The organism is Streptomyces sp. NPDC002156, assembly GCF_053593675.1.
Map to the genome: position 1 here is coordinate 1 of NZ_JBSFDA010000185.1, position 19,679 is coordinate 19,679.

20 protein-coding genes are annotated in these 19,679 nt (G+C 70.8%); 10 read left to right on the forward strand and 10 right to left on the reverse strand.

What is annotated here, in order from left to right; translation table 11 throughout:
• The 8 genes from ACWCRB_RS42090 to ACWCRB_RS42125 all read right to left on the reverse strand — a co-directional run.
• The coding region (locus tag ACWCRB_RS42090; RefSeq protein ID WP_451001136.1) for a thiamine pyrophosphate-binding protein at positions 1–162 on the reverse strand (162 nt) is incomplete at its 3' end.
• A complete protein-coding gene (locus tag ACWCRB_RS42095; RefSeq protein WP_451001119.1) occupies positions 159–944 on the reverse strand; it encodes a cyclase family protein in 786 nt (261 codons plus the stop codon). The genes ACWCRB_RS42090 and ACWCRB_RS42095, both read right to left, overlap by 4 nt.
• Before the next feature lie 53 nt (positions 945–997).
• Positions 998–2,179 carry a cytochrome P450 gene (locus tag ACWCRB_RS42100; protein WP_451001137.1) on the reverse strand — a complete coding sequence of 394 codons (1,182 nt, stop codon included), beginning with the start codon at positions 2,177–2,179 and terminating at the stop codon, positions 998–1,000.
• A gap of 64 nt (positions 2,180–2,243) precedes the next feature.
• Positions 2,244–3,110: a MurR/RpiR family transcriptional regulator gene (locus ACWCRB_RS42105; protein ID WP_451001120.1), complete on the reverse strand. Its 867-nt coding sequence runs from the start codon at positions 3,108–3,110 to the stop codon at positions 2,244–2,246.
• 93 nt (positions 3,111–3,203) lie between these two features.
• On the reverse strand, positions 3,204–4,133 hold the full coding sequence (locus tag ACWCRB_RS42110; protein ID WP_369030113.1) for an ABC transporter substrate-binding protein: 930 nt from the start codon (positions 4,131–4,133) through the stop codon (positions 3,204–3,206).
• A 71-nt stretch (positions 4,134–4,204) separates the two neighbouring features.
• Positions 4,205–4,894: an ABC transporter permease gene (locus ACWCRB_RS42115; RefSeq protein ID WP_451001121.1), complete on the reverse strand. Its 690-nt coding sequence runs from the start codon at positions 4,892–4,894 to the stop codon at positions 4,205–4,207.
• Positions 4,891–5,556: an ABC transporter permease gene (locus tag ACWCRB_RS42120; RefSeq protein WP_451001122.1), complete on the reverse strand. Its 666-nt coding sequence runs from the start codon at positions 5,554–5,556 to the stop codon at positions 4,891–4,893. The genes ACWCRB_RS42115 and ACWCRB_RS42120 overlap by 4 nt, the downstream gene beginning before the upstream one ends.
• Positions 5,553–6,722, reverse strand: coding sequence for an ATP-binding cassette domain-containing protein (locus tag ACWCRB_RS42125; protein WP_451001123.1), 1,170 nt, complete (start codon positions 6,720–6,722; stop codon positions 5,553–5,555). The genes ACWCRB_RS42120 and ACWCRB_RS42125 overlap by 4 nt, the downstream gene beginning before the upstream one ends.
• Before the next feature lie 136 nt (positions 6,723–6,858).
• On the opposite strand from ACWCRB_RS42125, the gene ACWCRB_RS42130 reads away from it, so the two are divergent.
• The 4 genes from ACWCRB_RS42130 (at position 6,859) to ACWCRB_RS42145 (ending at position 12,521) form a co-directional block, all read left to right on the forward strand.
• A complete protein-coding gene (locus tag ACWCRB_RS42130; protein ID WP_451001124.1) occupies positions 6,859–7,860 on the forward strand; it encodes an ornithine cyclodeaminase family protein in 1,002 nt (333 codons plus the stop codon).
• Positions 7,857–9,419, forward strand: coding sequence for an HAL/PAL/TAL family ammonia-lyase (locus ACWCRB_RS42135; protein WP_451001125.1), 1,563 nt, complete (start codon positions 7,857–7,859; stop codon positions 9,417–9,419). Before ACWCRB_RS42130 ends, ACWCRB_RS42135 begins: the two co-directional genes overlap by 4 nt.
• Positions 9,416–10,321, forward strand: coding sequence for an amidohydrolase (locus tag ACWCRB_RS42140; protein WP_451001126.1), 906 nt, complete (start codon positions 9,416–9,418; stop codon positions 10,319–10,321). Before ACWCRB_RS42135 ends, ACWCRB_RS42140 begins: the two co-directional genes overlap by 4 nt.
• A gap of 142 nt (positions 10,322–10,463) precedes the next feature.
• Positions 10,464–12,521: a non-reducing end alpha-L-arabinofuranosidase family hydrolase gene (locus tag ACWCRB_RS42145; RefSeq protein WP_451001127.1), complete on the forward strand. Its 2,058-nt coding sequence runs from the start codon at positions 10,464–10,466 to the stop codon at positions 12,519–12,521.
• A gap of 48 nt (positions 12,522–12,569) precedes the next feature.
• Here the strand turns inward: ACWCRB_RS42145 and ACWCRB_RS42150 are convergent, their stop codons facing one another.
• Both ACWCRB_RS42150 and ACWCRB_RS42155 read right to left on the reverse strand, forming a co-directional pair.
• Positions 12,570–13,403 (reverse strand): CoA-transferase subunit beta, encoded by an 834-nt coding sequence (locus ACWCRB_RS42150; RefSeq protein WP_451001128.1) that lies wholly within the window; start codon positions 13,401–13,403, stop codon positions 12,570–12,572.
• Positions 13,400–14,281 carry a CoA transferase subunit A gene (locus ACWCRB_RS42155; protein ID WP_451001129.1) on the reverse strand — a complete coding sequence of 294 codons (882 nt, stop codon included), beginning with the start codon at positions 14,279–14,281 and terminating at the stop codon, positions 13,400–13,402. The genes ACWCRB_RS42150 and ACWCRB_RS42155 overlap by 4 nt, the downstream gene beginning before the upstream one ends.
• Positions 14,282–14,389: 108 nt before the next feature.
• On the opposite strand from ACWCRB_RS42155, the gene ACWCRB_RS42160 reads away from it, so the two are divergent.
• From ACWCRB_RS42160 to ACWCRB_RS42185, 6 genes are read left to right on the forward strand one after another with little or no spacing between them, the layout of a single operon-like run.
• Entirely contained in the window at positions 14,390–15,490 is a 1,101-nt protein-coding gene (locus ACWCRB_RS42160; protein ID WP_451001130.1) for an NAD(P)H-dependent flavin oxidoreductase, read from the forward strand.
• Positions 15,491–15,527: 37 nt separating this feature from the next.
• On the forward strand, positions 15,528–16,292 hold the full coding sequence (locus ACWCRB_RS42165; RefSeq protein WP_451001131.1) for an enoyl-CoA hydratase family protein: 765 nt from the start codon (positions 15,528–15,530) through the stop codon (positions 16,290–16,292).
• Positions 16,293–16,295: 3 nt separating this feature from the next.
• The gene (locus tag ACWCRB_RS42170; protein WP_451001132.1) at positions 16,296–17,450 is read left to right on the forward strand and encodes an acyl-CoA dehydrogenase family protein; all 1,155 of its coding nucleotides are present in this window, start codon (positions 16,296–16,298) and stop codon (positions 17,448–17,450) included.
• Positions 17,451–17,459: 9 nt separating this feature from the next.
• Positions 17,460–18,488 carry an acyl-CoA dehydrogenase family protein gene (locus ACWCRB_RS42175; RefSeq protein WP_451001133.1) on the forward strand — a complete coding sequence of 343 codons (1,029 nt, stop codon included), beginning with the start codon at positions 17,460–17,462 and terminating at the stop codon, positions 18,486–18,488.
• The gene (locus ACWCRB_RS42180; protein WP_451001134.1) at positions 18,485–18,697 is read left to right on the forward strand and encodes a hypothetical protein; all 213 of its coding nucleotides are present in this window, start codon (positions 18,485–18,487) and stop codon (positions 18,695–18,697) included. The genes ACWCRB_RS42175 and ACWCRB_RS42180 overlap by 4 nt, the downstream gene beginning before the upstream one ends.
• Positions 18,694–19,575, forward strand: coding sequence for an SDR family oxidoreductase (locus ACWCRB_RS42185; RefSeq protein WP_451001135.1), 882 nt, complete (start codon positions 18,694–18,696; stop codon positions 19,573–19,575). Before ACWCRB_RS42180 ends, ACWCRB_RS42185 begins: the two co-directional genes overlap by 4 nt.
• Positions 19,576–19,679: the final 104 nt, after the last annotated feature.

Consider the following 19,679-nt stretch of genomic DNA (forward strand, 5'->3'; position numbering starts at 1 on the left):
GGCCATCGTCGCCGCGCCGCCCTCGTGGCGTGCGGCGACGAACCGCGCGCCCGCCGCCACCAGGGCGTTGGTGACGTGGAAGTTCCCCGAGCCGACCACGCCGAACACATGGTCGATCCCGGAGGCGGCCAGCGCCCGTCCGACGGCTTCCGCGACCTTCATGACCGCTCCACCAGGGCGAGCACACGCGCCGGGGACCCGGACCCGCTGACGATGGGCAGCGGCCCCGCGACGACGACCGCACCGGTCGGCGGCAGCGCGGCCAGGTTCTGCAACTGGGTCAGGCCGTACTTGTCGCTGCCCATCAGATACGAGTGGCAGGGGAACGCCGGGTCGAACGAGTGCGCGCCTCCGGCGTCCGTGCCCACCGTCTCGACGCCGAGGCCGATCACCGGCGACTCCTCAGCCACCCAACGGGCGCACTCCGGGGACAGGCCTGGCGTGTGCGGGCCGTTCTCGTCCGCGTTGAGGAACGGCTCCTGGGCGTGCGAGCGGGCGTCCCAGCCCGTACGGAGCAACAGCCAGCCCCCGTCCGGGAGTTGGCCGTGCTCGGCCTCCCAGGCCTTCACATGGTCGACCTCGACCAGGAAGTCCGGGTCCTGTGCCGCCTCGGCGGTGAAGTCCAGCACCGCCGCCGGGGCGATGAGCCGGCCCGCCGGTACCGAGGCCACGTCGGCGAGGTCCTTGCCGGTGACCCAGTGGTTGGGGGCGTCGAAGTGGGTGCCAGTGTGCTCGCCGCTGCGGAAGTTGTTCCAGTACCAGGCCGGTCCCCGGTCGTCGTACCTGCTGATCTCCTCCAGCTCGAACACGGCGGTCTGGCCGAAGGGCGGAGGCAGCTGGAGCACCGGTGTGGACGACGACAACGGCGCGGTGAGGTCGACGACTTCGATCGACCCGCCGCGCAGGCCCGACACCAACGAAGCGAGGACGGACGGCTGGGACATGTATGCCTCCTGGGACGCTGCTGGAGCCTCCAGCATCCCAGTCCGACGTGGTGTCAGACGGGAGCGTCCCAGAGCACATGCAGGGTGGCCGGCTTGCGGAAGACCAGGCCCTGCGGGGTGACGGGGTGCTCCGGGTCGAGACGCAGGCCGGGCAGGCGTTCGAGGAGGCGGTGGAGGGCGATACGGGTCTCAAGGCGGGCCAGGTGCGCGGCGATGCAGTAGTGCGGGCCGTGGGCGAAGGCCAGTTGGAGGCGGGCGTTGTCGCGGCGGACGTCGAAGCGGTCGGGGTCGGGGAAGACGGCGGGGTCGCGGTTGGCGCCGGTGAGGGAGACGGTGACCAGGTCGCCTCGGCTGATCGTGGCCGGGCCGAGGACGGTGTCGCGGGTGGCGTAGCGGTCCACGACCGCCGCGCCGGGTTCGAGGCGCAGCGACTCCTCGATCGCGCCGTCCAGGAGGTCGAAGTCGGCCTGGACGTCGGCGAGTTGCCCGGGATGCCCGAGCAGGTGGAGCAGCGCGTTGGTGATCATCGCCTCGGTGGTCTCTATGCCGCCGAACATCAGCACGGCCGCGTTGGACGCCACCTCGGGCACGGTCAGTTGTCCGGCGGCGGAGCCGAGGAGGGAGGCGGTGTCCCTGTCGGCGACGGTGGCTTCCACGGCGGCCCGCAGCTGGGCGTAGGCCGCACTGCCCGCGGAACTCGCCGTGTGTCCGGCGGTGATGTCGGAGACCGAGCGCACGATGGCGTCGTACCAGGCGAGGACGGTGTCGGCGGTGGTGCCGGTGAGACCGAGCGCCTCGGTCACTACGGCGACCGCGAGCGGTCCGGCGAAGGCGCGCCGCAGTTCGGCGGCGCCGGTCGGCGGGAGGGCGGTGATGAGCCGGTCGGTCTCGCGTTCGATGCAGGCGGTGAAGCCCTCGCGCACGTCCCGGGGGCGGAAGGGGGCGTTGAAGGGCTCTCGGTGACGGGTGTGCTCGTCACCGTCGAGGGACAGCATGCTGGGGCCGACGACCTGCGCGGTGGAGAAGCGCGGGTCGTCGACGGTGAACGTCCCGGAGTCCCGCATCACGGTCAGCGCGAGATCGCGCCGGGTGACCAGCCAGCCGCCCAACTCCGGTAGCCAGGACACCGGTTCGTGTGCGCGGAGCAGGGCGAGGCGGGCGTGCGGGTCGTCGGCGAGTTCGGCGAGGGTGGTCTCGGCGCCGAGGGGGCAGGGGTCGGCGAGGTGGGGTGTCATGCGGTGCGAACTCACTCTCGGTGGCCGGTGCTTGGGCATGGATGCGGGCATGGGCATGGGGCTCTCATTCGACGAACAGCCCCCGTGCCGCGGCCCGCGCGTCGAACTCCTCCAAGTGGGCCTGCGCGTCCGGCAGGGCGTCGCACATGGCCTCAAGGAGCACCTGACCGAGCAGCATCGGAGCGCTCACGGTGTCGAAGACCAGGCCGGTGCCCACGGCGGCCGGAAGCAGCACATCGCTGTGGGCGGCCACCGGGGCGAACGTACCGTCGGCGATCGTCACCACCGTCAGCCCCGCGTCCCTGGCATGGTCGAGGGCGTCGAGCAGTTCGCGCGGGTGGCGCGGCAGCGCGAAGCACAGGAGGGCGCTCGCACCGGCCTGCCGGGCCGCGTCGATCCGGTCGGCGAGCAGCGAGCCCCCCTCGTCGAGCAGCCGTACGTCGGGATGGACCTTGGCCGTGAAGTAGGCGAACCCCCGTGCCTGGGCGGCGGACGCGCGCAGCCCGAGCACCGGCAGCGGCCGGGAGGCGGCGAGCAGCCGTCCCGCGCGTTCCACGGGCCCCGGGTCCGCGAGCAGGGACGCCAGCTGCCGCAGATTCTCGATCTCGGCCTGTACGGCTTGCTGGTACGGGTTGTCCGACCGCTCCCCCGGTTCCGCGCCGGCGGGTGCGACGTCCCGCAGATGCTTGCGCAGCGCCGGATAGCCGTCGAAGCCGAGGGCGACCGCGAACCGGGTCACCGACGGCTGGCTCACGCCTGCCAGTTGGGCCAGTTCCACGCTCGACAGGAAGGGCACGTCCGCCGCCTGCCGGACCAGACAGTGCGCGATACGGCGCTGTGTCGGGGTGAGCCGACGTCCCTCGAAGAGCTGGTGCAGCCGTACGGAGGAACCGGCCGCCTCGGCCGTGTCGGTGCCGACGCCGTCGCTCATCTGCTCCCCAGCCGGTCGTGTTCGGTCCCCTCTCTCCCGCCCGACGGGCCGGGCGGGAGAGGGGGCGGACGGTATTGCCACAGCCGAACCGGGTCAGCTCACGAGACCGGCGCTCGTCAGCCACTCCTTGGCGACGTCGCTGGAGTCCTCCTTGTCGTTGACGAGCTTCTTCATCATCTCCAGCAGGTCCTCGGTGGTGAGCTTGGCGGAGACGCCGTTGAGCGCCGCCTTCGCCGTGTCGTCGACCGCCGACTTGTAGACCAGGGGCGTGACGTTCTGCGAGGAGAAGAGGTTCTTCGGGTCCTCCAGGACGACCAGCTTGTCCTCGACGATGGCGGGGTCGGTGGTGTACAGGTTCGCGGCCTGTACGTCGCCGTCCTTGAGCAGCTTCACCAGGGTGGTCTGGGCGCCCGCGTCCAGCGGCTGGAACTTGCCGAACTCGACGCCGTAGACCGACTTCAGGCCCTCCCCGCCCTGCTTGCGGGTCTTGAACTCCGAACCGGCCCCGATCGTCATGTCCTTGGCGACCGGCTTGAGGTCGGCGAGGGTCTTGAGGTTGTACTTGGCGGCGGTCTCGGCGGTGACGGTCACCGAGTCCTTGTCCTCGGCGGCGGCGGAGTCGAGGATCTCAACGGACGAGGGGAGCTTCGCCTTCAGCTCGGCGTTGACCTCCTCCGTGCTGGTGGCGGTGCTGTTCTTGTCGACCGCCACCGAGAGCAGGGCGCCGTTGTACTCGGGGAAGACACCGATGCCTCCCTTGACGACCTGGTCGTAGTAGACCTCGCGGGCGCCGATGTCGAACTTCCGGGTCACCTTGAGGCCCTTGGCCTCCAGGGCCTGGGAGTAGATCTCGGCGAGGAGCTGGTTCTCGGGGAAGTTCGCCGAGCCGACGACGATGGATTTCCCGCTGCCACCGCTGTCCGCGCTGTCGCCCGTCAGCGGGTTGCTGCTGTCGCTGTCACCGCCTCCGCAGGCGGTCAGCGAGAGTGCGGCGATCAGACCGAAGGCGGCGCCACGGTACATGCCTCGCTTGGTGCTCATGGTGTTTCCTTTCTCGGAGCCCGGAGGCTCGGCAACTCTGCAGACGAAGAAAATCAGGACTTCGACGCCGAGACCCGAAGGCCCGGCGAGACGATGACGCGCCGCAGCGCGGTGAAGGCGACCTGGACGACGAGGGCCAGTACGACGACGACGGTCGAGCCGCCGATGACCAGTTCGTAGTCGTTGCGGGAGAGCCCGTCGACGATGAACCGGCCGAGGCCCCCGAGACCGGGGTAGGCGGCCACGGTCGCGGTGGCCACGACCTGGATCGCGGCGACCCGGAGGCCGAGGAGGATCAGCGGCAGCGCTATCGGCACCTCGACCCGTACCAGGACCTCCCACTCGGTCATTCCGACCCCGCGCGCCGCGTCCCTGGTGTCGGGGTCGACACCCCGGACGCCCTCGAAGGTGTTGATGAGGATCGGCGGGACCGCGAGCGCGACCAGGGCGATGAGGATGGGCGTCACGCTGAGCCCGGCGAGGGTGACGACGAGGACCACCAGACCGAAGGTGGGGATCGCCCGCGCCAGGTTCGCCACGCTCGCCACGGCGAACGCCCCGCGGCCGGTGTGCCCGACGAGCAGCCCGAAGGTCAGCCCGATGAGGGCGGCGAACAGCAGGGAGATGCCGCTGTAGGTGAGGTGTTCGAGGAGCCGATGGGGAATGCCGTCGTCGCCGTGCCACTGCTGCGAGGACGTCAGCCAGTCCCACACGAGTTCGACCTGGTTCAGGAAGTCGTTCATGGCGCCGTCACCTTGTTCCGGGACCACGGCGTCAGCAGCCGCTGGGCGAGTACCAGCAGGGCGTCGGTGGCGAGTGCGAGCAGCATGATCAGCACGATCGCCGTGATGATCGGGGTCGGGAAGTCGAGTTGCAGGCCACGGGTGATGTAGTACCCGAGTCCGCCCTGTCCGATCAGCTGTCCGACCGCGACCAGGCTGATGGACGACACGGCGGCGACGCGTACACCGGCGATCACGATGGGTACGGCGATCGGCAGTTCGACCTGGACGACACGCCGTATCTCGCCGAACCCCATCGAGGTGGCCGCGAGCCGGACCGGTTCGGGTACCGAGGCCAGCCCGTCCACGACATTGGGCACCAGCACCGACAGGGTGTAGAGCGTCAGCGGGATCATCACCGTGCGTTCGGTGAGCCCCGTATAACGAACGAAGATCATGAACAGGGCCAGCGACGGGATCGAGTACAGGATGTTGGCCACGGTCAGCACCGGTGGGTACAGCCAGCGCCAGCGGTGGCAGAGGATGCCCAGCGGCACCGAGATGATCAGCCCGAACAGCACCGGCAGCAGACCGAGTCTCAGATGGATTCCGGTGTAGTCGGCCAGCTCGGCGGCGTGATCGCCGATCCACTGCCACCGGATCAGGGGCTCGTCGTCACTCATCGTTTCGCACCGCCCGTCCCGTCGGCGCCCGGGTCCGTCCCAGCGGGATCGGCGGGATCGGCGGGATCGGCGGGTTCGGCAACGTCCGGCGTCCCGGCGGACAGCTCGTGGGCGTCCGCGACCCCCACGACCGCGCCGTCCGCGTCAACGCCCACCGCGAGCCGGGCGGGCGACAGGAGTGCCGAGTCCAGGGCGGCCCGTGCCGAGTCGCCGACGAGGCTGAAGGTGTGGCCGAGCGGCACCAGGGTCGCGTCGGCGAGCGTGCCGCTCTCCGGCAGGTCGGCGACCGCGGCCCAGCCGAGCGGCCGTCGGGCGTCGTCGACGACCAGCACCCAGGGCTCGTCGCCCGTCCGTGCCGACGCCACCGACGCGGTCGTCGGCAGCAACGGACCGTCGCGCAGCGGCACGTTGGCCCCGTCGACGAAGGACAGTCGGCGGATGCCCCGGTCGTGCCCCACGAAGTCGGCCACGAAGTCGTCGGCGGGCTCGGCGAGCAGCCGCTCGGGGGTGTCGAACTGGGCCAGCCTGCCGCCGGTCCGGAACACCGCGATGTTGTCGCCGAGCTTGATCGCCTCGTCGATGTCATGGGTGACGAACACGATCGTCTTGTGGAGTTCCTTCTGCAGCCGGATGAACTCCGCCTGCAACTCCGCCCGGACAATCGGGTCGACCGCGCTGAAGGGCTCGTCCATCAGCAGTACCGGCGGGTCGGCGCCCAGCGCCCTGGCCACCCCGACGCGCTGCTGCTGTCCGCCGGAGAGCTGGTTCGGATAGCGCTTGGCCATCTCGCTCGGCAGGCCCACCAGTTCCAGCAGTTCCGCCGCCCGCGCCCGCGCCTTCTTCCGGCTCCAGCCGAGCAGCAGCGGAACAGTGGCGATGTTGTCCAGAATGGTGCGGTGCGGGAACAGCCCCGCGTGCTGGATCACATAGCCGATGCCGCGCCGCAGCTCGGGTGCGTGGACCTCCCGGATGTCCTGCCCGCGCAGGCTCACCGTCCCGGCCGTCGGCTCCACCATGCGGTTGATCATGCGCAAAGTCGTGGTCTTGCCGCAGCCGGAGGGACCGACCAGGACCGTGATGCCACCCTCGGCCAACTCCAGCGACAGATCGTCCACCGCAGTGGTGCCGTTTGGATAATTTTTGCTCACCGCGTCGAATCTGATCAAAGCTGCCCCTTACCCGACTGCATATGGTCATGCAGAGTTATCCGTGACTGAATGACAGTCAATGCCCATCTGTAAACGGCACGTTACAGTCACACGAAATCAGGCCAGGGACGTCCGAAATGTATGGAGACACCTCATGAAACCGGTCTGGTTCACCTTTCTGAACGGCTCGGACATCGAACAGCTGGAACTCACCGACGGCGAGATCCTGGACGCCGTCGAGCAGGGTCTGCGCGCCCAGGGCCAGGGCGAGACGGTGATCGAACCGCGCGTCCATCTCGTCCCCGACCCCGCGTTCGACGGTCACTTCAACGTGCTGCGCGGCTATGTCGCCCCGCTCGCGCTGGCCGGCGTCAAGATCGTGGGTGACTACGTCGGCAACTACAAGGCCGGCCTGCCGTCCGAGATGGCTCTGCTGAACCTCTTCGACCCGCGCACCGGTATGCCGGTGGCCGTGGTCGACGCGACCGCCCTGACCGAGATGCGCACCGGCGCCCTCACCGCGCTGGGGGCGCGCCATCTGGCCCGCCCGGACTCCAGGGTGCTCGGACACATCGGCGCCCGCGCCACCTCGTACTGGAACGTCCGCCTGCTCGACCGGATCTTCGACCTCACCGAGATCCGCGTCCACTCGCGCCGCCCCGAGAGCCGCGAAGCCTTCGCCGAGCGGCTGGAACGGGACCTCGGCAAGCCGGTCGTCGTGACGGAGGACTGGCAGACCTGTGTGGAGGGCGCGGACATCGTGGTGGAGGCGTCCCGCCTCGACCGCCCGGAGCCGCTCCTCAAGACGGAGTGGATCGCGCCCGGCGCCCTGGTCGTGCCCTACGGCACGAACAGCGCGGTCGAACTCAGCCTCACGGACATCATGGACAAGATCGTCGTCGACGACTGGGGCCAGGCCCACGCCGGACCGTTCGGCGCCCTGCGCACCCACGTCGACTCCGGCAGGCTCAACAAGGACAACCTGCACGGCGAACTGGGCGAGATCGTCGCGGGCCACAAGCCCGGCCGTGAAAGCCCCGACGAGACGAACCTGTTCTGGCACCGCGGCCTCTCCCTCTCCGACATCGCGCTCGGCGCCGCCATGCTCAAGAAGGCCGAAGAGCGCGGCCTCGGCCAGAAGCTCCGCTTCTCATGACGCGCATCAGCAGCAGCACGGTCGTCGTCGACGGGCGGACCCTGTCGTACGAGGATGTCGTCGCCGTCGCCCATCACGGCGCCCAAGTCGCCCTGGCCGACGAGGTGTTGCCGCGGCTGGTGCGTGAGCGGGCCGTCGTCGAGGACATCGTCGACCGCCAGGTCCCGACGTACGGCCTGACGACTGGCCTGGGCACCCGTTCCTCGTACGCCCTGCCGCGCGCCGAGTTGGAGGCGTTCAGCGTCCGTACGGTCCGGGGACGGGCGAACGCGGTCGGCGATCCGCTGCCCGTTCCCGTCGTACGCGCCGCCGTCCTCGCCCGCGTCAACGGCATCGCGGGCGGCGGCAGCGGAGTGCGGCCGGAGATCGTGCGCCTGCTGGTGGCGATGCTCAACGCGCGCGTGCATCCCGTGATCCCCGAGGTCGGGTCGATCGGCGCCTCCGACCTGTGTCAGCTGGCGCATGTCGGGCTGGTCGTCATCGGGGAGGGCAGCGCCGAGTTCGACGGCGAGGTGCTCGACGGCGCGACTGCACTGCGGCGGGCCGGTCTCGCGCCGGCCCAACTGGGCCCCAAGGACGGGCATGTCCTGTGCAGCGCGAGCCCGCTGGCGGCCGGACAGGGGGCGCTCGTCCTGCACGAGGCCGCCGAACTCCTCGCCCTGGCGCAGGCGGTCACGGCACTGACGTACGAGGGTTTCCGGGCGAACACCAGTCCGCTGGACGCCCGGGTACTGGGCCTGCGCCCCGCCCCCGGCCAGTCCCGCGCCGCGCGTGAGCTGCTCGCCCTGCTGGACGGGGGTGAGCTGGGCGATCCGCGCAACGCCCGGCGGGTCCAGGACCCGGTCAGCCTGCGCTGCGCCGCCCAGGTGCACGGGGCTGCGTACGCGGCCCTGGACTTCGCCGGGGCCGCCCTCGATCCGGAGCTGAACGGCTGCGGCGACAACCCGGTCGTGCTGCCCGACACCGGCGAGATCCTCTCCTCCGGCAACTTCCACACCCCGGCGCTCGCCCTCGCCCTCGACACCCTCGCGCTGGCCCTGACCCAGACGGCGTCGATCTCCGCCGAGCGCATGCGTCGACTGCTCGACCCCGGTGTCAGCGGGCTGCCCGCGAACCTGTCGCCGTACGGGCCGGAGCGGTCGGGCTTCGCGCCCCTGTCCAAGACCGCGCAGGCGCTCGTCGCCGAGATCCGGCTGGTGTCCACGCCGGTGTCCACCGATCCCCGCCATGGCGCGGACGCCGTCGAGGACGACTCGACCAACGCGTCGCTGGGCGCCCGACGGCTGGCCACGATCCTGGTCCGGCTGCGGCAGCTGCTCGCCGTGGAGGCCGTGGTCGCCGCACAGGCGGTGGACCTGGCGGCACCCCAGGCGCTGGGCCGAGGACCGCGCCTTCTGCACCGGGCGATCCGGGCTGCCGTGCCCCGCCTCGACGACGACCGGCCCTGCGGGGTGGACGTGACGGCGGTGAATGACGGCATCCTGGGGTCCGACGACGTCCGGGGCGCACTGCGCGCATTGCTGGAAGAATCGTCGGCACCGGCGGGAGGAACGTCATGACCAGCGTCGACGTACACCAGCATCTGTGGACCCCGTCGCTGGTGGCGGCCCTCCGCGCCCGCCGCGAACCACCGTTCCTGGACGGCTGGACCCTGTACCTGCGCGGTGAGCCGCCCTTCGCGATACCGCCCGCCGACCACGACATCGCCCGCCGTGCGGAACTCGCCGCCGCCGACGGGCTCGGCCGGGTGCTCGTCTCGCTGTCCGCCCCGATCGGCGTGGAGTGGCTGCCCGCCGCCGAGGCCCGGCCCCTGCTGGACGCGTACCACGAAGGATCGGCCGCTCTTCCGAAACCATTCGACGCCTGGGCCGCAGCGTGCGTACGGGACATCGACGCGGACGCGATGGCCAAGGACCTCGACCGGGGGTTCGCCGGTCTCCAGCTCCCGGCGAACGCCCTTGCCGACGCTGCGGGTTACGCGCGCTGCGCCCCGCTGCTCGACCTGCTCGAAGAGCGCGACCTGCCGCTGTTCGTCCACCCGGGACCGGCGGCCGGCGAGTCGGAGGGGCCCGGCTGGTGGCCCGCGATGGTGCCGTACGTCCAGCAGATGCACGCCGCCTGGTTCGCGTTCCGCGCCTTCGGCCGGCCGCGCCATCCGCGGCTGCGGGTGTGCTTCGCGCTGCTGGCCGGGCTGGCTCCGCTGCACGGGGAGCGCTTCGCCGCCCGGTCCGGCGGCCTGGAGGACGGGGACGTGGACCCGGGCGTCTTCGTCGACACGTCGTCCTACGGTCCGCGTGCCGTCGACGCGGTCGTCCGCGCCCTCGGCACCGGCGCCGTCGTCCAGGGCTCGGACCGGCCCTACGCGGAGCCGCCGCTGCATCCCGGGTTCGGTCTGGGCGGAGCGGCGGCGTACGCCTTCCGGATCGCCAATCCGCGGCGGCTACTCACTGGAAAGGGCTGATCCACAGAAGCAGTGAAGCTTCGAAATGTTTCGAAGTGAAATGCGAATGATGCGAGAGGGATTGACGCGCGCCGGGCGCCTCCTAGTATCCGTGCCGACCTCGCACACCTCTTAACCCGCACCCAAGAGGAGCGCATTTCACATGTCATGCCTACATCAAACACGAGCAGGGTGGCGCCGGGCGCCGGCGCTGGGGCTGCTCTCCGCGACCGTACTGCTGGCGACCGGCACCGCCACGGCCGTGCCCGTCGCCGAGCCCGGAGCAAGCGTCCGGGCCAGCACCCTGGGCGCCCAAGCGGCCCAGTCCGGGCGGTACTTCGGGACCGCGGTGGCCGCCGGGAAGCTCGGCGACAGCACCTACACGGGCATCCTGAACCGTGAGTTCAACATGGTCACGCCCGAGAACGAGCTGAAGTGGGACACCACGGAGCCCTCGCGCGGCTCGTTCAACTTCGCGCCCGCGGACCGGATCGCGAGCCACGCCTCGTCCAACGGGCAGCGGTTGCGCGGCCACACCCTGGTCTGGCACTCCCAACTGCCCGGCTGGGTCAGTTCGATCACGGACGCGAACACCCTGCGCACCGTGATGAACAACCACATCACCACGGTGATGAACCGCTACAAGGGCAGGATCCACTCCTGGGACGTGGTCAACGAGGCGTTCGCCGACGGCAGCAGCGGCGCGCACCGGGCCTCGGTGTTCCAGAACCTGCTGGGCGACGGCTTCATCGAGCAGGCCTTCCGCACCGCGCGGACGGCCGATCCCGCGGCCAAGCTCTGCTACAACGACTACAACATCGAGAACTGGACCGCCGCGAAGACGCAGGGCGTCTACCGCATGGTGCGCGACTTCAAGGCGCGGGGCGTGCCCATCGACTGCGTCGGCTTCCAGGCGCACTTCGGCACCGGCGGTCCGCCGTCGAACTTCCAGACGACGCTGTCGAGCTTCGCGGCGCTCGGTGTGGACGTACAGATCACCGAACTCGACATCGCGCAGGCGCCGTCGGCCGCGTACACGAACACCGTGCGGGCGTGCATGAACGTGTCGCGCTGTACCGGGATCACCGTGTGGGGCATCCGCGACACCGACTCCTGGCGCGCCGGGGAGAATCCGCTGCTGTTCGACGGCGGCGGCAACAAGAAGGCGGCCTACACGGCGACGCTGACCGCGTTGGGCGGCAGCGCGGCCACGGTGGCGGCGCAGTCCGCCGCGAGCACCCGCTCGGCCGGCTCGGCGGCTGCTCTGCCCTCCAACTTCGCCTGGAGTTCCAGCAGTGCGCTGATCGCTCCGAAGTCCGACTCGACGCACCCCAACATCGCCGGTATCAAGGACCCGTCGGTCGTGTACCACAACGGCAGGTACCACGTGTTCGCGAGCACCGCGAGCGCCTCCGGGTACAACCTGGTGTACCTCAACTTCACCGACTGGTCGCAGGCGGGTTCGGCCACGCACCACTATCTGGACCGCTCCGCGATCGGCACCGGGTACCGGGCCGCGCCGCAGGTGTTCTACTACGCGCCGCAGGGCCTGTGGTACCTCGTCTACCAGACCGGGAACGCCTCCTTCTCCACCAACCCGGACATCAGCAACCCGAACGGCTGGACCGCGCCCCGCCACTTCTACTCGGCGATGCCGGACATCATCAAGCAGAACATCGGCAACGGCTACTGGGTCGACATGTGGGTGATCTGCGACAGCGCCAACTGCTATCTGTTCTCCTCCGACGACAACGGCCATCTGTACCGCTCACAGACGACCGTCGGCCAGTTCCCGAACGGTTTCACCAACACGGTCATCGCGGCCCAGGACGCCAACAGATATGCCCTGTTCGAGGCCGCCAACGTCTACAAGGTGCAGGGCACCAACCAGTATCTGCTGCTCGTCGAGGCGATCGGGTCGGACGGGAAACGCTGGTTCCGTTCCTGGACCTCCACCAGTCTCGCCGGGTCGTGGACGGCGCTGGCCGCCACGGAGAGCAACCCGTTCGCCCGGGCGAACAACGTCACCTTCCCGGCCGGGGCCTGGACGCGGGACATCAGTCACGGCGAGATGATCCGCGCGGGGAACGACCAGACGCTGACGATCCCCGGCTGCAAGCTCCAGTACGTGTACCAGGGCCTCGACCCGAACGCGACCGGCGACTACAACACCCTGCCGTGGCGCCTGGGCCTGCTCACCCAGACCAACTCGCCCTGCTGACCGACGAATAGTTCTGGTAGTTCAGGTGATGTGCCGGGGTTCCGGGTCCTACGACCCGGTGCTCCGGCTCACCTCGCGGTCGCGCAGGCCGCGCGGGTCCACGACCTCGCGGATGAGCCGCAGTTCGGTCTCGTCGGGCAGCCGGGTCTCGGTGGCACCGCTCGCGTCGATCTCGAAGCCGGTGTTCGCCCGGACCTCGTCCGCGGTGACTCCGGGGTGCAGCGAGCGCACGCGCAGCTTCCCGTCCTCCCCGTAGTCGAGGACCGCCAGGTTGGTGATCACCACGCCCAGGTGGTGAAACCTCAGGCCCTTACCGCCTGCCCCGCGCGCGCGGTCGTTGCCCACCCCGCAGACCACGTCGACCTTCTCGACGAAGACCTTCGGGGTGTGCCGGGCCACCCAGTAGTCGGTGCGGTGGTTGGCCGTGTTGCCGGGAGCGCCGCGTACGCCGATGAGTTGGCGGGTGGGACGGCGCCAGTCGCCGATGAGGGAGATGTTCTGGTTCCCGTACCGGTCGATCTGGCTGGCTCCCATCATGCTCTGCCGACGGCCGCTGGCGACGATGTCGAAGACCTTCCGGTACGGCACCCAGCCCTCGACCACGCCTCCGTCGGCGGCTGTTCGGCCGAGCGGCGGCGGATCGCTCATGAAGTAGGCCTCGCCGTCGGTCAGAACGAGGTCCGGGCTGGTCGTCAGCCGGGCGAGGCGAGCGCCGATCGAGGGCAGCACACCGGCCGTGTGCGCGAGTATCTCCCCGGCGCCGCGCCATACGTCGGCGCAGGCGACGGCACACACTTCGGCGCGGGTGATCTCTGTCCGGGTCTGGGTGACCTCTGTGCGGGCCCGGCCGGTCTCCGTCTCGGCCGAGGTGCTCTCCGTCATCGTCCCTCCCCCTGTCGTCCGTCGCCGTTGGCGTGGAACTCCGCCACGGCCTCGTGGTACGCCTGTTCGTCGCCGTCGAGGAACGTCTTGCGGAACAGCTCCCAGGAGTCGGCGTCCCGGGCCGCCGACGCGTAGTGCGCCTGGAAGGCCTCGTCACGCGCGTAGTCGGGGTCGCAGGACGTGAAGTGGGCGCCTCGGGGCGCCTCGACGACCCCGTTGACGAAGAGACGGCTGATCAGCAGCGACTGCGCGGGCCCGCCGGCGAGCAGGCCTCCCGGCTCCACGATCCGCTCGGCGCTGACGTAGCAGCGGTCGGCAGCCATCGCGAACAGGTCGTCGAAGTACGGGTCCGGGCCCAGGTATTGGGCGTTGCCCGCCGCGTCGGCACGGTTGACGTGCACCAGGGCCACGTCGAGCCGCAGCGCCTTCATCGCGACGTACTCCTCGTCGTCGTACGGGGAGGCGATCGTCACGAGGTCGGGATTCATCGTGAGGACGTCGGAGCCGAGGCCCGCGCGCGTGGGCAGGAAGGACAGTCGGCTCGCGGCGGCCCGCAGGCCGGTGACGAACATGCCCTCGTCGTACTCGGCGGTCTCCACACCGCCCCGTTCCCGTACGGCGCGGAAGTGCGGGTCGAGCGCGATGCTGTCGAGCGAGACGAAGCCGTAGACGAGCTTGCGGACCCGGCCCGCCGCGCACAGCAGCCCCACATCCGGGCCGCCGAAGGAGACGACGGTCAGGTCGCGCGCGTCTCCGCGCAGGAGTTCACGCACCATGGCCATCGGTTTGCGCCGTGATCCCCAGCCGCCGATACCGATCGTCATGCCCGACTCGACGGCTCCGGCGACGTCCGCCAGGGACATCGACTTGTCGCCCATGGGCTGTTCCTCTCCCGCGTCCAAGTTATCCACAGCCTTACCTAGCAAACAATTGTTAGGTTACGTTGGGTCGACCGACAACCCCTCGGAAGCGGAAGGAGTCCCGGCATGAGCGCCCCCATCGCCCCCGTCCATCCGGCCCTGCACACCGCGCTGTGCGACCTGGTCGGTGTCCGGTACCCGATCGTGCAGACCGGCATGGGGTATGTGTCCGGACCGGAGTTGACGGCGGCCACGGCGGCGGCCGGTGGGCTCGGCATCCTGGCCAGTGCGACGCTCTCGCTCGACGAGACCCTCGATGCGATCCGGGCCGTACGGGAGCGCACGGACGCGCCGTTCGGGGTGAACATGCGCGGTGACGCACCCGACGTCCTGGAGCGGGGCCAACTCCTGGTGCGCGAGGGCGTGAGGATCGCGTCCTTCGCGCTCGCGCCGCACGAACGCGTCATCCGGGAGCTGAAGGACTCCGGGCTGGTGGTCATCCCGTCCATCGGCGCCCGTCGGCACGCGGAGAAGGTCCAGGCGTGGGGCGTGGACGCGGTGGTCGTGCAGGGCGGTGAGGGTGGCGGGCACACCGGTGGTGTCCCCACCTCGATCCTGGTCCCGCAGGTCGTGGACGCCGTCGACATCCCGGTCATCGCGGCCGGGGGGTTCCGCGACGGGCGGGGGCTGGTGGCCGCGCTCGCCCAGGGTGCCGTGGGCATCGCGATGGGCACGCGGTTCCTGCTGACCAGCGACAGCACCGTACGGGACTCGGTCAAGGCCGAGTATCTCGAGCGGGGCGTCACCGACACCGTGGTCACCCCGGTCCTCGACGGCATCCCCCAGCGCGTCCTGCGCACCGAGGCGGTGGAACGGCTGCTGCGGGAACGGGCGCCTGCGCGGCTCGTGCGTTCACTGCGGCACGCCGTCGCGTTCCGGAAGGTCTCCGGGACCTCGTGGTCCGACCTGGTTCGCGAGGGGCTGGCGATGCGGCGCAGCCATGAACTGGGCTGGTCCCAGGTCGTGATGGCGGCGAACACTCCGATGATGCTGCGGGCCAGCATGGTCGACGGCCGCACGGACCTCGGCACCCTGGCCTCCGGCCAGGTCGCGGGCGTCATCGACGACCTGCCCAGCTGCGCGGAACTCGTCGAACGCATCGTCGCGGAGGCGGACGCGGTCCTCACCCGCCTGACCAAGGCCGGCGGAGCACAGGGCGAACGGTGACCAGGACAGGCACGGTGACCAGGACGGGAGAGAGCGCATGGGCACGGAAATCATCAGGGCCACCGTCGACGAGCGCGGTGTCGCCGAGGTGGTCGTCGACTGCCCGCCGGTCAACGCCCTTCCGGTGGCGGGCTGGTACCAGCTGGCGGAGACGGTCGAACAGCTCGGCCGCGACCCTGTCGTCCGGGTGGTGCTGCTGCGTGCCGAGGGCCGCGGCTTCAACGCCGGTGTGGATGTCAAGGAGTTGCAGGCCGACACCGGCCACGCCGCCCTCATCGGGGCGAACCGTGGCTGCTTCGCCGCGTTCGCCGCGGTCTACGACTGTGCGGTGCCCGTCGTCACGGCGGTCCACGGATTCTGTCTCGGCGGCGGGATCGGTCTGGTCGGCAACTCGGACGTGATCGTCGCGGCCGAGGACGCGTACTTCGGGCTGCCGGAGGTGGACCGGGGCGCGCTGGGTGCCGCGACGCACCTCTCGCGTCTCGTCCCGCAGCACCGGGCCAGGGCGATGATGTACACCTGCGCGACCGCGTCCGCCGCCGAACTGCACGCCTTCGGCTCGGTGTTCGACGTCGTACCGGCCGACCGCCTCCGGGACCGGGCCCTGGAGGTCGTGGCCGACATCGCCGGCAAGAACCCGACGGTGATCCGTGCCGCCAAGGAGGCCTTCAACGGCATCGACCTCTGGGACGTCAAACGCAGCTACCGCTACGAACAGGGCTTCACCTTCGAGATCAACCTCTCGGGCGTCGCCGCCGAGGTCCGCGACACCTTCGGCAGCCGTACGGACGGGGAGGGGTGAACCGTGGACCTCACCTGGAGCCCGGAGGAGCAGGCCTTCCGGCAGGAGGCGCGGGAGTGGCTCGCGGCGAACGTGCCGCGGAACCCGCTCCCGTCCGGTGACACCCGCGAGGGGTTCGCCGCCCATCTGGAGTGGGAGCGCACGCTGTTCGAGGCCCGCTGGTCGGTGGTGTCCTGGCCCGAGGCGTACGGCGGGCGGGACGCGTCTCTGTGGCAGTGGCTGGTGTTCGAGGACGAGTACTACCGGGCCGGGGCGCCCGCCCGGGTCACCCAGAACGGCATCTTCCTGCTGGCCCCGACCGTCTTCGCGTTCGGTACGGAGGAGCAGCAGCGGCGCATCCTGCCGAGGATGGCCGCCGCGCAGGATCTCTGGGCACAGGGCTGGTCCGAGCCGGGGGCGGGGAGCGATCTCGCCGCGATCCGTAGCCAGGCGGTCCGTGACGAGGGGGCTGGCGGGTGGCGGCTGAGCGGCCAGAAGACGTGGACGACCCGTGGCGCCTTCTGCACCCACCTGTTCGGGCTCTTCCGTACGGATCCGGAGGCGGAGCGGCATCGCGGGCTCACGTACTTCCTTGTCCCGTTGGACGCGCCCGGTGTCACCGTCCGGGGCTTCGAACGCCTCGACGGTGACGAGGGGTTCGCGGAGGTGTTCCTCGACGACGTCCTCGTGCCCGACGCGGATGTGCTGGGCGGGGTCGGGGAGGGCTGGCGGGTGGCGATGGCTACGACGGGGTCCGAGCGCGGGCTGACGCTGCGCTCCCCCGGGCGGTTCCTGCACAGCGCCGAGCGACTGCTCGATCTGGCGCGGGCGAAGGGGATGGGGATGGAGACGGGGGCGGGGGCGGGTCCGCTTCGGGACCGGGTCGTGCAGGCGTGGATCGAGGCCCAGGCGTACGAGCTGTTCACCCTGGAGCAGGTCACCTCGATCGTGGAGGGGCGGCCGGTCGGTGCGGAGTCCAGCCTGAACAAGCTGTTCTGGTCCCAGCTGGACATCGCCCTGCACGAGACGGCGGCCGAACTGCTCGGGCCCGAGGCCGAGTTGGACAGTTCCTGGAGCCGAGGCTTCCTCTTCTCCCTGGCGGGTCCCATCTACGCCGGCACGAACGAGATCCAGCGCAACATCGTCGCCGAGCGGCTGCTCGGCCTGCCGAGGAGGTGACCGGAAGCGATGCGCTTCGCCGTAGCGGAACGGGACGCGGCTCTCGCCGAGGCGGCCTGTGAGGTGCTGGCCAAGCAGGCCGGCGCCGAGCAGATCCGGGCGGGGTGGCCGGAGGGCCGCGTGGAGGCTGTGGACGCGGTGTGGCGGACCTTGGCGGGGGTGGGGATCACCGGTGCGCTGGTCCCCGAGCGCGTAGACGGGCTCGGGCTCGGGCTCGACGAGAACGCGGTTCCGCCGCTGATGGAGGCCCTCGGCCGCAGCGGCCTGCCGGTACCGGCCGCCGAGACGGTGGCCGTCGGCGCCCCGCTGCTCGCCGCAGCGGGCGCCCCTCAACTCCCGTCCGTACTAAGGGGATCGGCGTTGTTCACGGTGTCGTTCGCCATGGGCGCCCCGGTCCCCTTCGCCGCACGCGCCGACCTGGTCGCCGTACCCGACGGCGACGGGCTGCGCCTGTACGCGCGCGACGAGGTGGAGTTGGAGCCGGTCGACTCGGTGGACGGTTCCCGGCGGCTGGCCCGGGTCAACGCCCCGGCAGGCGGTGGGCTGTTGCTGGCCGAGGGGCCTGGCGACCTGGCCGTCGCCTACCGGCGCGGGGTGCTGGCCACGGCCGCGCTGCTGATCGGGCTCGGTGAGCGGATGCTCGAACTGACCGTGGCTCATGTCCGGGAGCGTCACCAGTTCGGCGTACCTGTTGGCTCGTTCCAGGCGGTCAAGCACGCCTTGGCCGATGTGGAGTTGGCGCTGCGCTTCGCCCGGCCGGCGGTCCTCGCGGCGGGCTGGGCGCAGGCGGCCGGGGATCCGGAGTCCGCCGTACGGACGTCGATGGCGAAGGTGCTCGCCTCGGACGCGGCCCGAAAGGCGGCCCGTACGGCGATCCAGTGCCACGGCGCCATGGGGTACACGACGGAGTACGACCTCCACCTGTACGCCAAACGGGCCTGGGCGCTGGCCGCGGACTGGGGCGGGCCCGCACAGCACCGGGAGTTCATCGCGCGGCGGCTCGAACTCGGCATCGTCGGCGAAGGAGCGGGCACGTGAGCGGAATCTGTCGGGGTCGGGGCGTCCGCATCACCCGAGCGGGCCGGAGTCCAGGCCACGAGGAGGCCCTCGTGCCGGTCGCCGAAGGGGCCCAGCACGCGGTCCCCCACCCGGGCGAGTCCGCGAAAGCGGTGACCGACGAGATCAAGACGACCGGCGGCAGCGCTGTCGCCGGCCCCGGCATCGTCAGCAAGGGAGCGGGCGCATGAGAGGGATCTGTCGGGACCGGGTCGTCGTCGTCACCGGAGCGGGGCAGGGGCTGGGGCGTGAGCATGCCCTCGCGCTGGCGGCGGAGGGGGCCTTGGTCGTGGTCAACGATCTGGGCGAGGCGGCGAAGGCGGTGGCCGAGGAGATCGGGGCGGCCGGGGGTACCGCTGTCGCCGACCTGGGGGACGTCAGCGACTGGGGGTACGCGGAGCGGTTGGTCGGGCGGGCTGTAGGTGAGTTCGGGGCGCTGCACGCGCTGGTGAACAACGCGGGCATCAATCGGGACCGGATGCTGGTCTCCATGACCGAGGCCGACTGGGACCTGGTCCTGAAGGTCGACCTCAAGGGGCACGCGGCGCCGTTGCGACACGCGGCCGCGTACTGGCGGGAGTTGAGCAAGCAGGGACGGCCGGTCGACGCCCGGGTCGTCAACACCACCTCGGGCGCGGGGCTGATGGGCAGCGTCGGCCAGGGCAACTACGGTGCCGCGAAGGCGGGTATCGCGGCGCTCACTGTGATCGCCGCCGCCGAACTGGCGCGGTACGGCGTCACCGTGAACGCCATCGCTCCCTCCGCCCGCACGCCGATGACCGAGGCGGTCGCGGCCTTCGCCGAGCAGATGCGCGCGCCAGAGACCGGCTTCGACGCACCGCACCCCGGCAACGTCTCCCCGCTGGTGGTGTGGTTGGCCTCGGCCGAGTCGTCCGATGTCACCGGGCGGGTCTTCGAGGCCGAGGGTGGCACGATTGCCGTTGCCGACGGCTGGCAGCATGGGCCTCGGCGGGTACGCGACCGTCGCTGGTCGCCGGGCGAGGTCGGCGTGGCGGTACGGGAGTTGCTCACCGACGTGGCCTCGCCGGCGCCGGTGTACGGCGCCTGAGTGCGGCCTGTTGTGGTGGGCCTCGAGACCTTTTTCGCCCCCGCCGCCCTTACCCGTTCCCATCCCGGGGGGGGGGGGGGCCCCCCCCCCCCCGCCCCCCGGGC